Consider the following 17,466-nt stretch of genomic DNA (forward strand, 5'->3'; position numbering starts at 1 on the left):
CTCGCGAGGTACCTGACCGCACGGGATGTCCGTGCCGTACTTCTTCTTACGGTGTCGCCTCGGCCTCGACGGCCAGGGCTGTGCGCAGTGCCGCCGTGTCGAGCGCTCCTGCGGACCGTAGGGCCCGGGGGAACGCTCTGCGGCGGACCGCCTGGTCGAGGCAGACCGCGGCAGGGTGCACATAGGCACCCCGGCCGGGCAGCGTACCGCGTGGATCGGGGACGCATTCGTCCCCGACCGCCACGATGCGCAGCAGATCGTTCTTGGCCGCTCGCTCCCGACACCCCACACAGGTGCGTTCGGGGCATGCGCGGGCTTGCGTCCGGCCAGACACGCCTAAGTCTACCTCCCCGTACCGACCTCACCCCTTCAGGTGAAAAATCGAACGGACGTTGTTGTGATCCACGAGCGGGCTTCCCCTTGCGGGTCCCGCTCCGTGTACCTGTCTACCGGCCGGAAACCTCCGGCCGGTACTGGTTTATTCCCGGCCCCGGCCCTGGCCGCGGTCGTGACCTCGGTCCTGGCCACGGTCGTGACCGCGGTCCTGGGCCCGGTCCTGGCCTCGGCCGCCGTCACCCTCGCCGTCCCGGTCCGAGTTCTCCTCGGTGTCCGGGCGGATGTCGATGCGCCAGCCGGTGAGCCGCGCGGCGAGGCGGGCGTTCTGGCCCTCCTTGCCGATGGCCAGGGACAGCTGGTAGTCGGGCACGGTCACCCGGGCGGAACGGGAGTCCCAGTCGACGACCTCGACCCTGCTCACCCGAGCGGGTGACAGGGCGTTCGCGACCATCTCCGCCGGGTCGTCCGACCAGTCGACGATGTCGATCTTCTCGCCGTGCAGCTCGGCCATCACGTTGCGCACGCGACTGCCCATCGGTCCGATGCAGGCGCCCTTCGGGTTCAGGCCCGAACGGGTGGACCGGACGGCGATCTTGGTGCGGTGACCGGCCTCGCGGGCGATCGCGGAGATCTCGACGCTGCCGTCGGCGATCTCGGGGACCTCCAGCGAGAACAGCTTCTTCACCAGGTTGGGGTGGGTGCGCGACAGGGTCACGGAAGGACCGCGGACACCCTTCGCCACCCGCACGACGTACGTCTTCAGACGGAGCCCGTGCGTGTACTCCTCACCCGGGACCTGCTCCTGCACCGGCAGGATGGCTTCCAGCTTGCCGATGTCGACCAGGACGTTCTTGGGGTCCTTGCCCTGCTGGACGACGCCGGTGATGACGTCCCCCTCGCGGCCGGCGAACTCGCCGAAGGTCAGGTCGTCCTCGGCGTCGCGCAGACGCTGGAGGATCACCTGCTTGGCGGTCGTCGCGGCGATCCGCCCGAAGTCCGACGGGGTGTCGTCGAACTCCTTCGGCTCCTGGCCCTCTTCGAGGTCCCTCGGGTCCTCCGTCGCCCACACGACCACGTGACCGTTGGTGCGGTCGAGCACGACGCGGGCACGCCGGAAGCTGCCCTCGGTGCGGTGGTACGCGATGAGGAGGGCCGACTCGATCGCCTCGACGAGCAGGTCGAAGGAGATCTCCTTCTCCCGGACCAGACCCCGCAGGGCACTCATGTCGATGTCCACGGCTACGCCTCCTCTTCCTTCTTGTCCTTGCGGTTGAACTCGATCTCGACACGCGCCTTGGCGATGTCGGTGAACGCGATGCGGCGGGTGGTCGCCTTGCGGCCCTTCACACCCGGTACTTCGAGGTCCAGGCCCTCGTCGTCGACGCCGAGGATGCGGGCGACCAGTTCCCCGGCACCCTTTTCACCGTCGGCGGACAGCTGAAACTTCACGAGGCGACCGGTCGCCCGAACGTAGTGACGGTGCTCGCTGAGCGGCCGGTCGGCGCCGGGGGAACTGACTTCGAGGACGTACTCGTCCTCACCCATCACGTCGGAGGCGTCGAGCAGGTCGGAGGCCTCACGACTCAGCTCGGCACAGGCGTCCAGTTCCACGCCCTCATCGGAGTCCACGACGATCCGCAGCATGCGGCGCTTGCCCGCCTTGGACAGTTCGATCTCTTCGAGGTCCAGTCCCCTGGCGGTGACGAGCGGCTCCAGCAGTCCGCGCAGCCTGTCGCTCTGGGTGGTGCTCATCCGGGTGACTCCTCGGCCGCGTGTGCTGTTGTGGTTTTCGTCGCGTGTCAGGTCAAAGGGTATCCGGTCGCGGAGGGTGTTGCCGTCCGCTCTCCCGACGGGCCCCCGGGTACCGTGATCACACCCTGCCCAGACACCACCCCCCGAGGACGGCGCCGTGCCCTGGACCCTGCCCCCCCGGCCCTCCCGAAGGAGCCTGCTCACCGGAGCCGCCGGCGCGGCCGGGGCCGCCCTGCTCGCCGGATGCACCGGCGGGGGCGGCCCGTCCGGGGACGGCACCGGGATTCCACTCGAACGGCGGATGCGGGAGGGCGCCGTTCGTGACAGTGCCCGGCTGCTCGAACGCTACGACGCCACCCTCGCCGTCCATCCCGGGCTGGCGGAGCGGCTCGCACCGCTGCGGGCCGCCGTCGCGGCGCACTCGGCGGCCCTGGCCTTCCCGGCCCCGGCCGCCACCCGTTCCGCCTCCCCCTCGCCCTCGCCGTCCGCATCCGCCGCCGCGGCGGCCGCCACGCCCTCCGGGTCCACCGCGGCCGGCCGTGCGGACGTGCCGCCGAAGCCCGCCGAGGCGCTGAGCGCCCTCGCCGACGCCGAGCGGAGCCTGTCGGAGGCGCGGACCATCGCGCTGGCCGGGGCGCCCGGGGAACTGGCCCGGCTGCTGGCCTCCGTCGCGGCCTGCGGCGCCGTCCACGCGTACCTGCTCACCTCCACCCCCGGAGCCGCCTCGTGAAGCCCGAACCCTCCCCCGCCGGCCGCGCGCTGCAGGCCGCCCAAGCCGCCCTGGCCGCCGAGCACGCGGCGGCGTACGGGTACGGGGTGATCGGCGCCCGGGCCGCGGCGGACCGCGCGACCGAGGCCCGCGAGGCGTACGGGACCCACGTGGCCCGGCGTGACGCGCTCACCCGCACGGTGCGCGAGCTGGGCGGCGCACCCGTGGCCGCCGAGGCGGCGTACGCCCTGCCCTTCGAGCTGCGCACCCCCGACGACACCACGCGGCTGGCCGCCGTGATCGAGGACCGGGTGGCGGGCGCGTACTCCGACCTGGTGCGGGCGGCCGACGGCCAGTTGCGCCGCGAGGCGGCCGACGCGCTGAGCGCCGCGGCCGTCCGCGCGGCGCGCTGGCGCGGCAGCGGCGTAGCCTTCCCTGGGCTCGCGGAACGCTCCGACCGAGCTCCCACCAGCTGAAAAGGATCACGCACGCATGGCTTTCGAACCGCCGCAGCGGCTTGTACGGGCGCTCGGCGAGCTGCCGGAGGAGGCGCGGGACACCCAGTGGCTGGGGCACCTGCCCGAGCTCACCGAGGAGGCGCTGCACCGGCGGCAGGTCGTGGCCCAGCGGGTCCAGGCCCCGGGCGGCCGCAGCAGCCTGGTGCTCCTCGTCCGGTACGCCGACGGCACCCCGGCCGCCCTCAAGCTGGCCCCGCCCGGGGCCCGGCCGGACCGGGAGCTGGCGGCGCTCGCCCACTGGGGCGGTTTCGGAGCCGTACGGGTCCTCGACTCGCGCCACCACGAGACGGACGGGGCCCTGCTGCTGGAGCGGCTGCACCCGGAGGTCTCGCTGCGTTCGCTGCCGGACGCCAAGGCCCTGCTGGAGGCGTGCGGCACGTTGCGGCGGCTGTGGGTGGAGCCGCCTCCCGGTCACCCCTTCGAGACGGTGGCCGAGCGCACGGCCCGCCAGGGCGAGGCGCTGCGCACCGCGCCCGCGGAGGTGCGGGCGCTCGCCGACTCGGCGCTGGCGGTGCGCGCGGAGCTGACGGCGCTGCCGGGCGAGCAGCTCCTGCTGCACGGGAACTTCCGGCAGGGCAAGGTGCTGGCCGGGGAGCGGGCGCCGTGGTTGACGGTGGGCCCGGATCCGCTGGTGGGTGAGCGGGCCTACGACCTGGCCCGGCTGGTGCGGGACCGGCTGGAGGACCAGATGGCCACCTCGGCGGGTGCGGCCGGGGCCCGGCGGCGGGTGCACCGGCTCGCGGACTCCCTGGAGGTGGACCGCGACCGGCTGCGGGGCTGGACGGTGTTCCGGGCGGTGGAGTCCGGGGTGCGGGCGCTGGCCGCCGGGCGGCGTGGGGACGCGGAGCTGCTGCTGGAGTTCGCCGCCTGGTTGTAGGGCATACCGTAGGTAAGAGGTATGAGTCCGGCAGGGGGCCGTCATGGTCGAGGAACTGCTGACAGCGGCGGTGGCCGCCGCCGCGGGTGTGATGGTGTACACGGGCGTCGCGGCCCGGGTGGTGAAGCAGTACGAGCGGGGCGTGGTCTTCCGCTTCGGCCGGCTGCGGGAGGGCGTCCGGGGGCCCGGGTTCACGATGGTGCTGCCGTTCGTGGACCGGCTGCGCAAGGTGAACATGCAGATCGTGACGCTGCCGGTGCCCGCCCAGGAGGGCATCACCCGGGACAACGTCACGGTGCGGGTCGACGCGGTCGTGTACTTCAAGGTCGTGGACCCGGCCAACGCGATCATCGAGGTGGAGGACTACCGGTTCGCGGTCTCCCAGATGGCGCAGACCTCGCTGCGCTCGATCATCGGCAAGAGCGACCTGGACGACCTGCTGTCCAACCGTGAGCAGCTCAACCAGGGGCTGGAGCTGATGATCGACAGTCCGGCGGTGGGCTGGGGCGTGCAGATCGACCGGGTCGAGATCAAGGACGTGTCGCTGCCGGAGACCATGAAGCGGTCGATGGCCCGGCAGGCGGAGGCCGACCGCGAGCGGCGGGCCCGCGTGATCAACGCGGACGCGGAGCTCCAGGCCTCGAAGAAGCTGGCGCAGGCCGCGGCCGTGATGTCGGAGCAGCCCGCCGCCCTCCAACTGCGCCTGCTCCAGACGGTGGTGGCGGTCGCGGCGGAGAAGAACTCCACCCTGGTGCTGCCCTTCCCGGTGGAGCTGCTGCGCTTCCTGGAACGTGCGGCCCCGACCCCCGCGGCGGCCCCGGACGCCCCTGCCCCGGACGCCCCGGCGGCGCCCGCGCCGGATGCCATCGGCCGGGGCCGGGCTGCGGGCGGGCTGTCGCCGGTCGCTTCGCCGCCGCCTCCGCCGCCTCCGGCGCGGCCGGACGGGCGGCCGGAGGGGCGGCGGGCGGAGTCCGCCTAGGCCTGGCCGGCCGGTGCGTTCAGGCGGGCGAGGGCCTCGTCCAGGGGGAGTTCCTCGCGGGTGCCGGCCGCGCGGTCCTGGAGTTCGACCACCCGGTCGCCCGAGCGGCGGCCCGCCACCAGGATCCGGGGCACGCCGATCAGTTCGGCGTCGGTGAGCTTGACGCCCGGGGAGAGTCCGGGCCGGTCGTCGAGCAGGACCCGGTGTCCGGCGGCGGCGAGGGCCGCGGCGGCCTCCTCGGCGAGCGCCAGCGGGACGGCCTTGCCGGCGGCCACGACGTGGACGTCGGCCGGTGCCACGGCGGCGGGCCAGCACAGGCCCCGGTCGTCGGCGGTCTGCTCGGCGAGCGCGGCGACGGCGCGGGAGACGCCGATGCCGTAGGAGCCCATGGTGACCCGGACGGGCTTGCCCTCGTTGCCGAGGACGTCGAGCCCGAAGGCGTCGGCGTACTTGCGGCCGAGCTGGAAGATGTGCCCGATCTCGATGGCCCGGTCCAGGCGCAGTCCGGCCCCGCAGGAGGGGCAGGGGTCGCCCGGCTCGACGACGACCACGTCGAGGTAGCGGTCGACCTCGAAGTCGCGGCCGCAGACCACGTTGCGGGCGTGCGTGTCCGCCTTGTTGGCGCCGGTGACCCAGGCCGTGCCGGGAGCCACGCGCGGGTCGGCGAGGTAGGGCACCTTGTCCAGGCCCTGCGGGCCGACGTAGCCGCGTACGAGGTCGGGACGGCCGGCGAAGTCCTCGGCCGTCACCAGCTCGACCACGGCCGGGGCGAGGTGCTCGCCGAGCTTGCCGAGGTCCACCTCGCGGTCGCCGGGGACGCCGACGGCCGTGATCTCGCCGTCGACCTTGACGAGGAGGTTCTTCAGGGTCGCCGACGCGGGGACGCCCAGGTGCGCCGCCAGGGTCTCGATCGTGGGGGTGTCGGGGGTGTCCACCTCCTCGATCGCCGGGTGTTCGGCGCTCACGGGGGTCAGCGCGAAGGTCACGGCCTCGGTGTTCGCCGCGTAGTCGCAGGACGGGCAGTCGACGAAGGTGTCCTCGCCGGCCGCGGCCGGTGCCAGGAACTCCTCGGACGCCGATCCGCCCATCGCCCCGGACACCGCCGAGACGATCCGGTGGTCCAGGCCGAGCCGCTCGAAGATCCGTACGTAGGCCTCGCGGTGGAGCCGGTAGGACTCGGCCAGGCCCTCGTCGGACACGTCGAAGGAGTAGGAGTCCTTCATCTGGAACTCGCGCCCGCGCAGCACCCCGGAGCGGGGGCGGGCCTCGTCGCGGTACTTGGTCTGGATCTGGTAGAGCATGACCGGCAGGTCCTTGTAGGACGTGCACTGGTCCTTGACGACGAGGGTGAAGATCTCCTCGTGGGTGGGGCCGAGCAGGTAGTCGGCGCCCTTGCGGTCCTTGAGCCGGAAGAGCAGGTCGCCGTACTCGGACCAGCGCCCGCTGACCTCGTAGGGCTCCTTCGGCAGCAGGGCCGGCAGCAGCACTTCCTGCGCCCCGATGGCGTCCATCTCCTCGCGGACGATGCGCGAGACGTTGTCCAGGACGCGCTTGCCCAGCGGCAGCCAGGTCCACACCCCCGCCGAACTGCGGCGGACGTAGCCGGCGCGTACCAGGAGGCGGTGGCTGAGGGTTTCGGCGTCGGCCGGGTCCTCGCGGAGGGTCTTGGCCATGAGGCGGGACATGCGCTGCACGTGTTGCGTTGACATGTCCGGAGGCTACCGGGGCGGGTGCGGCTCCCGGAAACCGTTTCGCGGGCCGAGCAGCGGGAGCCGCGCGCCCATGACCGCGTACGGGAGGCTCGCGCTCGGGAAGTGGACGCGGCGGGCCAGATCCCGGTAGCCGAGGGCGGTGTAGAGGCCGCGGGCGGGGCTGTCGGTGTCGATGGCGGAGAGGATCGAGTGGGGTTCGCTCGCCCCGTCGGTGAGCCGGGTGATGAGGGCGCGGCCGACGCCGTGGCCCTGGAACCCGGGGTGGACGTGGAGCTCGGTGATGACGAAGGAGCCGTCGAGCCAGCCGTCGGCGCCGCCGGCGCGCAGGTAGGGCTCGACGATGGTGGACCACCAGTGGGCGCGGTCGTTGGGCATTCCGTAGACGAACCCGGCGAGGGTCCCGTCGTCGGTGAACGCGCCGAGGGCGCGGGCGCCGGGGCAGGTCATGTGGCGCTGGACGATGTAGCGCCGGATGCCGACCTCCTCCTCGCTGAGCCCGAAGGCCACGGCCTGGACGCGCAGGGCCTCGTCCACGCGGCCGGCGAGGTCGAGGGGCCCGATGCGGAGTCCGGCGGGCCGTGCGGGGTCGTCGCCCCCGGGGGTAGGAAGCATGCGGCGACCTTACTGCGGGGTAGTACCGCTCGGGTACGGCTTCCGCGAGGAAAAGGGGAGCTCGGAACGGGGAAGGGTGCGGGGCCCGGGAGCGGCGCTCGGAACGGGAAGCTCAGAACAGGACGCTCATGAACGCGCCGACCTCGCGGAAGCCGACCCTGCGGTAGGAGGCGCGGGCCGCGGTGTTGAAGTCGTTGACGTAGAGGCTGACGACGGGGGCGATGTCGCGCAGGGCGTACTCGACGACGGCGGCCATGCCGGTCTCGGAGTGGCCCCGGCCGCGGAACTCGGGATCGACCCAGACGCCCTGGATCTGGCAGGCGCGGGCGGTGGCGGCGCCGATCTCGGCCTTGAACACGACCCTGCCGTCCTCGACGCGGGCGAAGGAGCGGCCGGTGCCGACCAGCTCGGCGACCCTGGCCTGGTAGAGGAGGCCGCCGTCGCCGGCGAGCGGGGAGATGCCGACCTCCTCGGTGAACATGGCGACGCAGGCGGGCATGATCAGGTCCATCTCGTCCTTGCGGACGCGGCGCACCAGGGGGTCGGCGGAGACCTCCGTGGACGGCTGCTCGATGACCATGAGGGGCTGGTGGGCGCGGACGTCGCGGGCCGGTCCCCAGCTGGGCTCCAGGAGCTTCCACAGCAGCCGGGTGGCCTCGGCGGGGCCGACGATGGAGGAGCAGCGGCGGCCGGTGCGGCGCGCCCGGTCGGCGAAGGCCCGTACGGCGTCGGGTCCGGCGCAGACGGGGACGAGGTTGGCACCGGCGTAGCAGAGCGAGCGGAGCTCGCCGCCGGCGTACCAGCCCCACATCTCCCCGCCCAGGCGCCAGGGGTCGAGCCCGGCGACCTGGACCCGGGAGGTGACGAAGGCGTTCTCGACCGGCTCGCGTCCGAGGATGTCGAGCGCGGCGTCGAGATCACTGGGCTCAAGGACCCGGGTGGTGGTCTGCGTCAACACTGGGGCCTCACCGTGCAGGTCTGCTGATCTCCGCACTGTACCCGGCGTCGCCTGCGGATGCCCTGTCCCACGGGTCACGAAAAGGCCCCGGCCCCGCCCCCGAGCTGCGGGAACGGGGCCGGGGCCGCTTCTTCGGATCAGACGCCGATGGCGACGGTGGGCTCGCCGGAGGCGATGCCGTCCTTCTCCATCTGCTCGGCGATCTTCATCGCCTCTTCGATGAGGGTCTCCACGATCTTCGACTCGGGGACGGTCTTGATGACCTCGCCCTTCACGAAGATCTGGCCCTTGCCGTTGCCGGAGGCGACGCCGAGGTCGGCCTCACGGGCCTCGCCGGGGCCGTTGACGACGCAGCCCATGACCGCGACGCGCAGCGGGACCTCCATGCCCTCCAGGCCCGCCGTGACCTCCTCGGCCAGCTTGTAGACGTCCACCTGGGCGCGGCCGCAGGACGGGCAGGAGACGATCTCCAGGCGGCGCGGCCGGAGGTTCAGCGACTCCAGGATCTGGATGCCGACCTTGATCTCCTCGACCGGGGGCGCGGACAGCGACACGCGGATGGTGTCGCCGATGCCCTCGGAGAGCAGCGCGCCGAAGGCGACCGCGGACTTGATGGTGCCCTGGAAGGCGGGGCCGGCCTCGGTGACGCCGAGGTGCAGCGGGTAGTCGCAGGCGGCGGCCAGCTGGCGGTAGGCGTTGACCATGACGACCGGGTCGTTGTGCTTGACCGAGATCTTGATGTCGCTGAAGCCGTGCTCCTCGAAGAGGGAGGCCTCCCACAGCGCGGACTCGACCAGCGCCTCGGGGGTGGCCTTGCCGTACTTCTTCAGCAGGCGCGCGTCGAGGGAGCCGGCGTTGACGCCGATGCGGATCGGGGTGCCGGCGTCCTTGGCGGCCCGCGCGATCTCCTTGACCTTGTCGTCGAACTGCTTGATGTTGCCCGGGTTCACGCGGACGGCGGCGCAGCCGGCGTCGATCGCGGCGAACACGTACTTCGGCTGGAAGTGGATGTCGGCGATGACCGGGATCTGCGACTTCTTCGCGATGACGGCGAGCGCGTCGGCGTCGTCCTGGGTCGGGCAGGCGACGCGGACGATGTCGCAGCCGGAGGCGGTCAGCTCGGCGATCTGCTGGAGCGTCGCCCCGATGTCGGAGGTCCTGGTGGTGGTCATCGACTGGACGGAGATCTGCGCGTCACCGCCGACGGCCACCTTGCCGACCTGGATCTTGCGGCTGACCCTGCGGTCGGCAAGCTTCGTCGGCACGGCCGGCATTCCGAGAGAGATGGCAGTCATCTGCTGTGCAACCCCAAGGTGTGGATCAAGGTCCCGAGATCGGCGGGCTCCAGGCTTCGAGATTACGCCAATCCACACGGTCCCCCCGCATCCGAGGGGGTGCGCCACCCGAACGTAGGGAGCCGGGCACGATGCGTGCCCGGCTCCCCGGTCCGTCCCGTATGGCGCTCCGCGGTCAGGTGATCTTGATCGGGTTCACCACGTCCGCGACGAGCACCAGCAGCGTGAAGCAGACGAAGACGCCGGCGACCACGTACGCGGCGGGCATCAGCTTGGCCACGTCGAAGGGTCCCGGGTCCTCGCGCCGGAAGAGCCTGGCGACGCTCCGGCGCAGGGACTCCCACAGGGCGCCGGCGATGTGGCCGCCGTCCAGGGGCAGCAGGGGCAGCATGTTGAACAGGAACAGCGAGAGGTTGAACATGCCCAGGACGTTGAGCAGGATCGAGAACTTCTGCTCGCTCGGCAGGTCCAGGGCGGCGATGTCCCCGCTCATGCGGGCCGCGCCGACGATGCCCATCGGGGAGTCGGGCTCGCGCTCGCCGCCGTCGAAGGCCGCGTTCCACAGGGCGGGGATCTTGGCGGGGAGCTTGACCAGGCCCTGGATGCTGCCGTCGACGATCTCGCCCATGTGGTCCACGGACTCGCCGAAGGACAGGGCCGCGATCTCGTTCTTCGGGCTGAAGCCGAGCCAGCCGGCCGTCACGTACTCGCCCTTGACGTAGCCGCCGTGGCCGTCGGTCCTGGCGACCCGGTTCTCGATGAGGTTCACGGGGACGACCACGCGCTGCCCGTCGCGCACGACGGTGACGGTGGTGGCGCCGATGGTGTCGCGGATCCGCTTCTGCAGCTCGGACCAGTCGGCGACCGGCCGTCCGCCGAAGGCGACGATCCGGTCGTCCGCCCGCAGGCCGGCCTGCTTGGCCGGGGCCACGGGGTCACCGGCCTTGCAGACCTCGCGGTTCTCGCTCTGCTGGATGACGCAGGGCGAGACGCTCGCGATCTGGGTGGTCGTCCGGTTGATCCCGAAGGTCATCCAGACGCCGAAGAAGATCGCCAGGGCGAGCACCAGGTTCATGAAGGGGCCCGCGAACATCACGATGACGCGCTTCCAGGGCTTGCGCGTGTAGAAGAGCCTCGACTCGTCCCCGGGCTGGAGCTCCTCGTAGGCCGCCGAGCGGGCGTCCTCGATCATGGAGCGGAACGGGGAGGTGGAGCGGGCCGTGACCTTGCCGTCCTCGCCGGGCGGGAACATCCCGATCATGCGGATGTAGCCGCCCATGGGGATGGCCTTGATCCCGTACTCGGTCTCGCCCTTCCTGCGCGACCAGATGGTCCTGCCGAAGCCGACCATGTACTGGGGCACGCGGATGCCGAAGAGCTTGGCCGTGGAGAGGTGGCCCAGCTCGTGCCAGGCGATCGAGAACAGCAGTCCGCCCACGAAGACGAGTACACCGATCAGGTTCAGCACCAGCGTCATGCGCTCGCCTCCAGGGCGGCCCGCGCCGCCATCTCCCGTGCCCGGGCCCTGGCCCAGGTCTCCGCTTCGAGGACGTCCGCCACGGTCAGGGAGGTTCCCGACTCCGGCGTCCCGTGCTCGTCGACCACGGCAGAGACGGTATCCATGATTGCTGTGAACGGCAGCCGACCGGCCAGGAAGGCCTCGACGCACTCCTCGTTCGCCGCATTGAACACGGCGGGCGCGGTTCCGCCCAGGGTGCCGACGTGCCGGGCCAGGCCCACGGACGGGAAGGCCTCGGTGTCCAGCGGGAAGAACTCCCAGGTCGACGCCTTGGTCCAGTCGAAGGCGGGGGCCGCGTCCGGGACCCGCTCGGGCCAGCCCAGACCGATCGCGATGGGGCCGCCCATGTCCGGCGGGGTGGCCTGGGCGAGGGTGGAGCCGTCGGTGAACTCGACCATGGAGTGCACGTAGGACTGCGGGTGGACGACGACCTCGATGCGGTCGAAGGGGATGTCGTAGAGCAGGTGGGCCTCGATGACCTCCAGGCCCTTGTTGACCAGGGTGGCGCTGTTGACCGTGATCACCGGCCCCATGGCCCAGGTGGGGTGCGCGAGGGCGTCCTCGACCGTGACGGAGGCCAGCTCCGCGCGGGTGCGGCCGCGGAAGGGGCCGCCGGAGGCGGTGACGACGAGCCTGCGGACGTCGGCGCGGGTGCCCGCGGCGAGCGCCTGGAAGAGGGCCGCGTGCTCGGAGTCCACCGGGATGATCTGGCCGGGCTTCGCGAGGGCCTTGACCAGCGGGCCGCCGACGATCAGCGACTCCTTGTTGGCCAGGGCCAGGGTGCGGCCCGCCCGCAGCGCGGCGAGGGTGGGCGCCAGGCCGATGGAACCGGTGATGCCGTTGAGGACGGTGTGGCACTCGGAGGCGGCGAGTTCGGCGGCCGCGTCGGGGCCGGCGAGGATCTCGGGCAGCGGCTCGGACGCGCCGTACTGCCCGCTCAGCGCCTCCTTGAGGGCCGGTACGGCGTCCTCGCGGGCGACGGCCACCGTCTCGACGCGCAGCAGCCTGGCCTGTTCGGCCAGCAGCCCGACGCGTCCGCCGGCGGCGGACAGCGCGGTGACGCGGAAGCGGTCCGGGTTGCGCAGGGCGAGGTCGATGGCCTGGGTGCCGATGGACCCGGTCGACCCGAGGATGACGATGTCCCGGCGGCCGGCCGAGGCGTCGAAGAGGAGGTGCGGGTCGGCGAGGGGGGCTGGACTGTCGCTCATGCCCCCCATTGTTGCCGCAACTCAGGGACGCTCGGACAGGGAGTCCCCGTCCGCGACCCGCAGGAGCAGGTGCGGGAGCGTTCCGGCGAAGTCCGGGAGGGTCCGGGCCGCCTCCCACCAGGCGTCCGGATCCCCGCCCAGGGCCAGTGCGAACAGCCGGGCGGCCTCGGCGCGGGCGGCGAGCACGGCCTCCGGCCGGTCGTAGCGGTCGGGGTGGTCGACCTCGCCGAGCCAGTGGTCCTCGTCCAGGGCCCAGCAGGCGGGGAGCTTGTGCCGGATCACGTCGGTGCCGGTCAGGAGCCCGCGGTCCAGGCAGTCCCGGACCCATCGGATGTCCTCGTCGACGGTCTCCATGGGCACGGCGAGGCTGGTCAGGGCCAGTTCCCGCTCCACTCCCCCGGTCGGTTCGAGGGCGGCCGGGGCCAGGGCGCGCACGGCCTCGGCGAGACCGTCGGCCGGCGGGCCGGGCTGCGGCCCGGGCAGGACGCCGTTCGCGACGCCGTGGGCGAGCGCGGTCAGTGCCCCCGGGAAGGACGGGGCCTGCCGCAGCAGTTCGCCCCACAGCCGCGGATCGTCCCCCAGGGGTTCCAGCGCGCGGGTGGCCGCGGTACGTATCTCCGCCCGCTCGGACAGGTTCCAGCGCAGGCCCCGGGTCCCGGCCGGGCCGCACAGCAGCAGGGCGCGGTGCGCGGGGGCGGTGTGGGCGACCAGCTCGGCCGGGGTGAGCAGCCCCATGCGGACGGCGCGGACGAACGGGCGGTGCCAGGCCCTGCCGTACGGGGCGGCGCCCGTGGTCGTCAGCAGCGTGCGCACGGTCTCCCGGGACGGCCGCGCGCGCATCAGCAGGGCCTCGACGGAGCCGGGCGGCAGCGGCCGCCGCAGGTGCTCGGAGGCCGTCAGCTCCGGGTCCGCCGTGTGCGGGAGCGCCAGGATGTCCAGCGGGACCCTGGGGTGGTGCGTGCCGTGGCGGCGGAGCAGGCCGATGAGCTCCTCGCCGCTCAGGGGACCGTCGGCCGGGTCGCGGCCGAGTTCGGCGCGCAGCAGCGGCAGCAGCGCCTGCGGGGTGCGGCGGGCCGCGTAGCGGTCGGGGCCCGGCAGTCCGGGCAGCGGGCAGCCGCGTACGTAGGGGTTGCGGGCGACGAAGTGCCGGTCCCGGTCGGTGCCGTCGCGCACGAGGAGGGTGACGGCGGTGGCGGGCAGGCGCTCGTCGCGGCAGAGGTGGTCGCGGGTTTCCGGGTCGAGCCGGCCGATCAGGTCCGCGGTGATGTGCTGCGGTGCGTGGCGCAGTACGAGCGCCACGCACCAGGCCCGCCGCCGGCTGTCCCTGTGTCCGTCCATCGCCTTGCTCCGTGCCGCTCGTACGCCTGTCCGCTTCCCCGCCGTGCGGCGATGATCGCAGGTCAGCGCAGCGGACGGTGCACGTTTTTGTGTACGGACGGGCCGGGGGCGGCCTCCGCGATCCACGGGCCGTCGCCCGAGGGGTCGAGGACGCCTTCCTCCAGCCAGGTGTAGGCGCCGCCGAGGACGCCTTCGACGACCTTGCGGTCGAGGTCGTCGGTGTTGGACCAGAGGCGGCCGAAGAGCTCCTCTACGCGGAGCCGGGACTGCCGGCAGAAGGCGTCGGCGAGCTGGTACGCCTCGCGGCCGTGGTCGCCGGTGGCGCGCAGGTGCTCGGCGCGGACGCAGGCGGCGCTCATGGCGAAGAGTTCGGCGCCGATGTCGACGATCCGGCCGAGGAACCCCTGCTTCGTCTCCATGCGGCCCTGCCAGCGCGCCATGGCCAGGAAGGTGGAGCGGGCGAGTTTGCGCGAGCCGCGCTCGACGTAGCGCAGGTGGGTGGCGAGGTCGGGGTGACCCGCCGGGTGGAACTCCCGGTAGGCGCCGGGGACCTGGCCGGGGCCGGCGGCCAGCTTGGGCAGCCAGCGGGCGTAGAAGCCGGTGGCGCGGGCTCCGGCCCTGGCCTTGTCGGACAGGGCCTTGTCGGGGTCGATGAGGTCCCCGGCGACCGAGAGGTGGGCGTCGACGGCCTCGCGGGCGATCAGCAGGTGCATGATCTCCGTCGATCCCTCGAAGATCCGGTTGATGCGCAGGTCGCGGAGCATCTGCTCGGCGGGTACGGCCCGCTCGCCGCGGGCGGCGAGCGACTCGGCGGTCTCGAAGCCGCGGCCGCCGCGGATCTGGACCAGCTCGTCGGCCATCAGGCAGGCCATCTCCGAGCCGTAGAGCTTGGCGAGGGCCGCCTCGATGCGGATGTCGTTGCGGTCCTCGTCGGCCATCTGGGAGGCCAGGTCGACCACCGCTTCGAGGGCGAAGGTGGTGGCCGCGATGAAGGAGATCTTCGCCCCGACCGCCTCGTGCCGGGCGACCGGGCGGCCCCACTGCTCGCGTACGCCGCTCCACTCGCGGGCGATCTTCAGGCACCACTTGCCGGCGCCGACGCACATGGCGGGCAGCGACAGGCGGCCGGTGTTGAGCGTGGTCAGGGCGATCTTGAGGCCGGCTCCCTCGGCGCCGATCCGCTGGGCGGCGGGCACCCGGACCCGGTGGAAGCGGGTGACGCCGTTCTCCAGGCCGCGCAGGCCCATGAAGGCGTTGCGGTGCTCGACGGTGATCCCCGGCGAGTCGGCCTCGACGACGAAGGCGGTGATCCCGCCGCGGTGCCCCTCGCCCTTCGGGACCCGGGCCATGACCACGAGGAGGTCGGCGACCACCCCGTTGGTGGTCCACAGCTTCACGCCGTCGAGCACGTAGGCGTCCTCACCGTCCGGCACGGCCGTGGTGGCCAGGCGGGCCGGGTCGGAGCCGACGTCGGGCTCGGTGAGCAGGAAGGCGCTGATCGCGGAGGTGGCGCAGCGGGGCAGGTAGGCGTCCTTCTGTTCCTTCGTGCCGAACATCTTCAGGGGCTGCGGGACGCCGATCGACTGGTGCGCGGAGAGCAGGGCGCCGATGGCCGGGCTGACCGAGCCGACGAGGGCGAGCGCCTTGTTGTAGTAGACCTGGGTCAGCCCCAGGCCGCCGTACTCGGTGCCGATCTTCATGCCGAGGGCGCCGAGCTCCTTGAGCCCGCGCACCGTCTCGTCGGGGATCCGTGCCTCGCGCTCGATGCGCTGACCGTCGATCTCGTTCTCGCAGAAGACCCGCAGCCGGGCCAGGAAGGCCTCCCCGCGCCGGACGTCCTCGTCGGCGGGGAGCGGGTGGGGGTGGATCAGGTCGAGCCGGAACCGCCCCAGGAACAGCTCCTTGGCGAAGCTGGGCTTGCGCCAGTCCTGTTCCCGGGCCGCCTCCGCGACCTGCCGCGCCTCGCGCTCGGTCACCTTGGGCTGTACGGGCTGTACGGGCTGCGTCGCTGACATCCGGGTGCTCACCTCGCCGTATCGGGGGGACTACCGATCGGTGCTACCTGTGAGTCGTACCCGTTCCGGGCACCCGGGAAAAGGCCCGTGCGGGTGGCGGGGAAAGGCGGCGGGGAAAAGGGGGACGGCCGGAGCCCCCGCACAGTAGGCTCCGGCCGTCGGTCCGTGACCGTACGAGTCGGTCAGATGTCGAGGCCCGTGAGGACCAGGACGCGCTCGTACGTGTAGTCGTCCATCGCGTAGCGGACGCCCTCGCGGCCCACGCCGGACTGCTTGACGCCGCCGTACGGCATCTGGTCGGCGCGGTAGGACGGCGCGTCGCCGATGATCACACCGCCGACCTCCAGCTCGCGGTGGGCGCGGAAGGCGACCTGCACGTCGCGGGTGAAGACGCCGGTCTGCAGGCCGAACTTCGAGTCGTTGACGGCGGCGAAGGCCTCGTCGGTGTTCTCGACCCGGGTGATCGTCAGGACCGGGCCGAAGACCTCTTCGGTGGCGAGCTTGACGCCCGCCGGGATCTCCGAGAGGACGGTCGGCTCGACCGTGGCACCGTCGCGCTTGCCGCCGGTGAGCAGCTTGGCGCCGGCGGAGACGGCCTCGTCCACCCAGGACTCGACGCGCTTGGCGGCGTCCTCGGAGACCAGCGGGCCGACGTCGGTGGCGTCGTCCGCCGGGTCGCCGGTGACCTGGGCCTGGACCTTCGCGACGACCTTCTCGACGAGGCGGTCGTAGACGGAGGCGTCGGCGATCACGCGCTGCACGGAGATGCAGGACTGGCCGGCCTGGTAGTTCGAGAAGGTCGCGATGCGGGTCGCGGCCCAGTCGAGGTCGGCCTCGGAGGACCAGTCGGCGAGGACGACGGCCGCGGCGTTGCCGCCGAGCTCCAGGGTGCAGTGCTTGTGGGGCACCGACCGCTGGATGGCGTAGCCGACGGTGTCGGAGCCGGTGAAGGAGATGACCGGGAGGCGGTCGTCCTTGACCAGGGCCGGCATCTTGTCGTTGGCGACCGGCAGGACCGACCAGGAACCGGCCGGGAGGTCGGTCTCGGCCAGCAGCTCGCCCAGGATCAGGCCCGAGAGCGGGGTGGCCGGGGCCGGCTTCAGGATGATCGGCGCGCCGACGGCGATGGCGGGGGCCACCTTGTGGGCGCACAGGTTCAGCGGGAAGTTGAACGGCGCGATGCCGAGGACCGGGCCCTTGACGAAGCGGCGGGTCAGGGCCAGGCGGCCGACGCCACCGGCGTCGGTGTCCAGGCGCTGGGCCTCTCCGCCGTTGAAGCGGCGGGCCTCTTCGGCGGCGAAGCGGAACACGGAGACCGCACGGCCGACCTCACCGCGCGCCCACTTGATCGGCTTGCCGTTCTCGGCGGAGATCAGCTGGGCGATCTCCTCGGTGCGCTCGGTGAGGCGCTTGGAGACGTGGTCCAGGGCGGCGGCACGTACGTGGGCGGGGGTCGCGGAGAACTCCGCCGTCACGGCGTACGCCGCGGCCACGGCCTCTTCCACCTGGGCGTCGGTGGGCACGCTGACCGTGCCGACGAGCCGGCCGTCCCACGGGTTGTGGACGTCGAAGCTGTCCTCGCCGGTGGCCTGGCGGCCGGCGAGCCAGAAGGCGTGGGTGGAAGTCATGCGAATCCCG

16 protein-coding genes are annotated in these 17,466 nt (G+C 72.7%); 4 read left to right on the top strand and 12 right to left on the bottom strand.

Annotated features, from left to right (window positions below; translation table 11 throughout):
• Nucleotides 1-46 precede the first annotated feature (46 nt).
• The 3 genes from SLAV_RS11210 to rimP form a co-directional block, all read right to left on the bottom strand.
• Nucleotides 47-334, bottom strand: a complete 288-nt coding sequence (locus SLAV_RS11210; protein ID WP_078950193.1) for a YlxR family protein — start codon at nt 332-334, stop codon at nt 47-49.
• Nucleotides 335-478: 144 nt separating this feature from the next.
• Entirely contained in the window at nt 479-1,573 is a 1,095-nt protein-coding gene (gene nusA, locus SLAV_RS11215; RefSeq protein WP_078950192.1) for a transcription termination factor NusA, read from the bottom strand.
• 2 nt (nt 1,574-1,575) lie between these two features.
• Nucleotides 1,576-2,088: a ribosome maturation factor RimP gene (rimP, locus tag SLAV_RS11220; RefSeq protein ID WP_030227561.1), complete on the bottom strand. Its 513-nt coding sequence runs from the start codon at nt 2,086-2,088 to the stop codon at nt 1,576-1,578.
• Between the two features lie 157 nt (nt 2,089-2,245).
• Here rimP and SLAV_RS11225 point away from each other — a divergent pair, with 157 nt between their 5' ends.
• Genes SLAV_RS11225 through SLAV_RS11240 form a run of 4 tightly spaced genes read left to right on the top strand, consistent with a single transcriptional unit; the run spans nt 2,246 to nt 5,171 of the window.
• Nucleotides 2,246-2,818 carry a hypothetical protein gene (locus tag SLAV_RS11225; protein ID WP_100660865.1) on the top strand — a complete coding sequence of 191 codons (573 nt, stop codon included), beginning with the start codon at nt 2,246-2,248 and terminating at the stop codon, nt 2,816-2,818.
• Entirely contained in the window at nt 2,815-3,273 is a 459-nt protein-coding gene (locus tag SLAV_RS11230; protein WP_030227557.1) for a DUF4439 domain-containing protein, read from the top strand. The genes SLAV_RS11225 and SLAV_RS11230 overlap by 4 nt, the downstream gene beginning before the upstream one ends.
• A gap of 16 nt (nt 3,274-3,289) precedes the next feature.
• Nucleotides 3,290-4,192 (top strand): aminoglycoside phosphotransferase family protein, encoded by a 903-nt coding sequence (locus SLAV_RS11235; RefSeq protein ID WP_030227552.1) that lies wholly within the window; start codon nt 3,290-3,292, stop codon nt 4,190-4,192.
• A 43-nt stretch (nt 4,193-4,235) separates the two neighbouring features.
• The gene (locus SLAV_RS11240) at nt 4,236-5,171 is read left to right on the top strand and encodes a slipin family protein (protein ID WP_030227550.1); all 936 of its coding nucleotides are present in this window, start codon (nt 4,236-4,238) and stop codon (nt 5,169-5,171) included.
• On the opposite strand, the gene SLAV_RS11245 is transcribed toward SLAV_RS11240, so the two are convergent.
• The 9 genes from SLAV_RS11245 to SLAV_RS11285 all read right to left on the bottom strand — a co-directional run bounded on the left by SLAV_RS11245 (nt 5,168) and on the right by SLAV_RS11285 (nt 17,456).
• Nucleotides 5,168-6,880: a proline--tRNA ligase gene (locus tag SLAV_RS11245; protein ID WP_030227547.1), complete on the bottom strand. Its 1,713-nt coding sequence runs from the start codon at nt 6,878-6,880 to the stop codon at nt 5,168-5,170. The two genes, SLAV_RS11240 and SLAV_RS11245, sit on opposite strands and share 4 nt — an antisense overlap.
• 9 nt (nt 6,881-6,889) lie before the next feature.
• Nucleotides 6,890-7,495: a GNAT family N-acetyltransferase gene (locus SLAV_RS11250; protein WP_030227544.1), complete on the bottom strand. Its 606-nt coding sequence runs from the start codon at nt 7,493-7,495 to the stop codon at nt 6,890-6,892.
• A 112-nt stretch (nt 7,496-7,607) separates the two neighbouring features.
• Complete coding sequence (locus SLAV_RS11255; protein WP_199922136.1) at nt 7,608-8,453, bottom strand: GNAT family N-acetyltransferase; 846 nt, start codon at nt 8,451-8,453, stop codon at nt 7,608-7,610.
• Between the two features lie 137 nt (nt 8,454-8,590).
• Nucleotides 8,591-9,748: a flavodoxin-dependent (E)-4-hydroxy-3-methylbut-2-enyl-diphosphate synthase gene (gene ispG, locus SLAV_RS11260; RefSeq protein ID WP_030227539.1), complete on the bottom strand. Its 1,158-nt coding sequence runs from the start codon at nt 9,746-9,748 to the stop codon at nt 8,591-8,593.
• Between the two features lie 175 nt (nt 9,749-9,923).
• Entirely contained in the window at nt 9,924-11,225 is a 1,302-nt protein-coding gene (locus SLAV_RS11265) for a M50 family metallopeptidase (RefSeq protein WP_030227615.1), read from the bottom strand.
• Nucleotides 11,222-12,475, bottom strand: coding sequence for a 1-deoxy-D-xylulose-5-phosphate reductoisomerase (gene dxr, locus SLAV_RS11270; protein WP_030227536.1), 1,254 nt, complete (start codon nt 12,473-12,475; stop codon nt 11,222-11,224). The genes SLAV_RS11265 and dxr overlap by 4 nt, the downstream gene beginning before the upstream one ends.
• A 21-nt stretch (nt 12,476-12,496) precedes the next feature.
• A complete protein-coding gene (locus SLAV_RS11275) occupies nt 12,497-13,813 on the bottom strand; it encodes a serine/threonine-protein kinase (protein ID WP_037686646.1) in 1,317 nt (438 codons plus the stop codon).
• Between the two features lie 62 nt (nt 13,814-13,875).
• Nucleotides 13,876-15,828: an acyl-CoA dehydrogenase family protein gene (locus tag SLAV_RS11280; protein WP_030227533.1), complete on the bottom strand. Its 1,953-nt coding sequence runs from the start codon at nt 15,826-15,828 to the stop codon at nt 13,876-13,878.
• 182 nt (nt 15,829-16,010) lie between these two features.
• Nucleotides 16,011-17,456, bottom strand: coding sequence for an aldehyde dehydrogenase family protein (locus tag SLAV_RS11285; RefSeq protein WP_030227532.1), 1,446 nt, complete (start codon nt 17,454-17,456; stop codon nt 16,011-16,013).
• Nucleotides 17,457-17,466 lie beyond the last annotated feature (10 nt).

The sequence above is a fragment of the Streptomyces lavendulae subsp. lavendulae genome (assembly GCF_002803845.1).
GTDB lineage: Bacteria > Actinomycetota > Actinomycetes > Streptomycetales > Streptomycetaceae > Streptomyces > Streptomyces lavendulae.

Bases quoted from the DNA above. Each gene is read 5' to 3' on its own strand.
- SLAV_RS11275 (WP_037686646.1), bottom strand. From the start codon at position 13,813: ATGGACGGACACAGGGACAGCCGGCGGCGGGCCTGGTGCGTGGCGCTC.
- ispG (WP_030227539.1), bottom strand. From the start codon at position 9,748: ATGACTGCCATCTCTCTCGGAATGCCGGCCGTGCCGACGAAGCTTGCC.
- SLAV_RS11280 (WP_030227533.1), bottom strand. From the start codon at position 15,828: ATGTCAGCGACGCAGCCCGTACAGCCCGTACAGCCCAAGGTGACCGAG.
- SLAV_RS11235 (WP_030227552.1), top strand. From the start codon at position 3,290: ATGGCTTTCGAACCGCCGCAGCGGCTTGTACGGGCGCTCGGCGAGCTG.
- SLAV_RS11285 (WP_030227532.1), bottom strand. From the start codon at position 17,456: ATGACTTCCACCCACGCCTTCTGGCTCGCCGGCCGCCAGGCCACCGGC.
- SLAV_RS11240 (WP_030227550.1), top strand. From the start codon at position 4,236: ATGGTCGAGGAACTGCTGACAGCGGCGGTGGCCGCCGCCGCGGGTGTG.
- SLAV_RS11250 (WP_030227544.1), bottom strand. From the start codon at position 7,495: ATGCTTCCTACCCCCGGGGGCGACGACCCCGCACGGCCCGCCGGACTC.
- SLAV_RS11245 (WP_030227547.1), bottom strand. From the start codon at position 6,880: ATGTCAACGCAACACGTGCAGCGCATGTCCCGCCTCATGGCCAAGACC.
- SLAV_RS11265 (WP_030227615.1), bottom strand. From the start codon at position 11,225: ATGACGCTGGTGCTGAACCTGATCGGTGTACTCGTCTTCGTGGGCGGA.
- rimP (WP_030227561.1), bottom strand. From the start codon at position 2,088: ATGAGCACCACCCAGAGCGACAGGCTGCGCGGACTGCTGGAGCCGCTC.
- dxr (WP_030227536.1), bottom strand. From the start codon at position 12,475: ATGAGCGACAGTCCAGCCCCCCTCGCCGACCCGCACCTCCTCTTCGAC.